The organism is Candidatus Magnetobacterium casense (assembly GCF_019173545.1).
Taxonomy (GTDB): Bacteria; Nitrospirota; Thermodesulfovibrionia; order Thermodesulfovibrionales; family Magnetobacteriaceae; genus Magnetobacterium; species Magnetobacterium cryptolimnobacter.
The window spans coordinates 1-1018 of the sequence record NZ_JABXWD010000801.1 but is presented as its reverse complement, the minus strand read 5'-3'; the positions used below and the strand labels follow the sequence as shown (position 1 = coordinate 1018).

At 51.5% G+C, this 1018-nt stretch carries 3 protein-coding genes; all 3 read right to left on the bottom strand.

Annotation, left to right across the window (positions count from 1 at the left end; translation table 11 throughout):
- Positions 1 to 105: 105 nt before the first annotated feature.
- On the bottom strand, positions 106 to 282 hold the full coding sequence (locus tag HWQ67_RS19650) for a hypothetical protein (protein ID WP_218254388.1): 177 nt from the start codon (positions 280 to 282) through the stop codon (positions 106 to 108).
- A complete protein-coding gene (locus HWQ67_RS19645) occupies positions 269 to 442 on the bottom strand; it encodes a hypothetical protein (RefSeq protein ID WP_218254387.1) in 174 nt (57 codons plus the stop codon). Before HWQ67_RS19645 ends, HWQ67_RS19650 begins: the two co-directional genes overlap by 14 nt.
- 187 nt (positions 443 to 629) lie before the next feature.
- The gene (locus HWQ67_RS19640) at positions 630 to 860 is read right to left on the bottom strand and encodes a hypothetical protein (protein WP_218254386.1); all 231 of its coding nucleotides are present in this window, start codon (positions 858 to 860) and stop codon (positions 630 to 632) included.
- Positions 861 to 1018: the final 158 nt, after the last annotated feature.

Here is a 1018-nt window from a genome sequence, read left to right as displayed (position 1 = left end):
AAACGATATGCCGTTGTAGTTCATTGCATCTCTCGTCATAATCATAGTACTCATTGTCAAAGTGCGGACAGTCGTTACAGTTATCAATAATCAGTATTCGCTTACTCATACCTCATCCTCCTCAATCTCAAAATAATATATCCCGTTTAGCCGGTAGATGCTGACCGGTTCGCCCCTCCACTTTTTGCGGAAGCCGGTTAGCGCCTCGTCCAGGGTGCCGTCGTCCGTGTGGCACTCTCCGTCCGGCAAATCCTTCGGGTTCGTGATGTCAACTATGTCCATTCTGTGCCTCCAGTTCAGCGGCTATGATGGCGTCCCGCTTCGTTGCGCCCCAACCGGTAGCGGTGAGACGCCGTCCCTTGATGGTGCAGCGCCAGCCGGTGCCGACTCTCTGCACGATGTAAGCCAGTCCGTTCTTGTAGAATAAGTCAGTGTCTGTCATGGTATCTCCTAGCTGTAAATAAGGGTGGGGCTGGGCAGGAGTTGAACCTGCCAACTGAGACGCATGGCTTACGATCCAGTCTAGTATCAGTCTGCTTCCGGACAGCCCCATGTGTTCTGGTCGGTGCTTGAGGATACGCTAACCAGCCTTTTCCCTTTCACCCGTTACCGCTGGCATGACCAGGTTGTCACTTCCTGCTGATTGCCCGCTGGCGGTAGTATTCGCCACACCAGTCGGTGGGGGCAACTTCGGGGAATAAGCTTTCGTAATCGTAAACATTATGTCCGTTTAGAGTTACAAACAACTTTGGCGGATGCGCCCTGCAAAGTCCTATATCGGAACTAAAGTAATGCCAGCACTCACAGTTCTCGCACTTCTCAATATCGTTATTTTTGTCCATCTCAAATCCTTTCGTCATACGGATCCGGTTCAACACGTTCCACCGGTTGCCCACAGCGGTCACAGAATAGATCGTCATATTCGCCGTGGACGTCATCGGGGTCGCGGTACCGCTCGCAACTAGCACACCAATAGTAGATTGGTTCCTTTTGGGGTTCTGTTGTTTTCCAGTTGTCA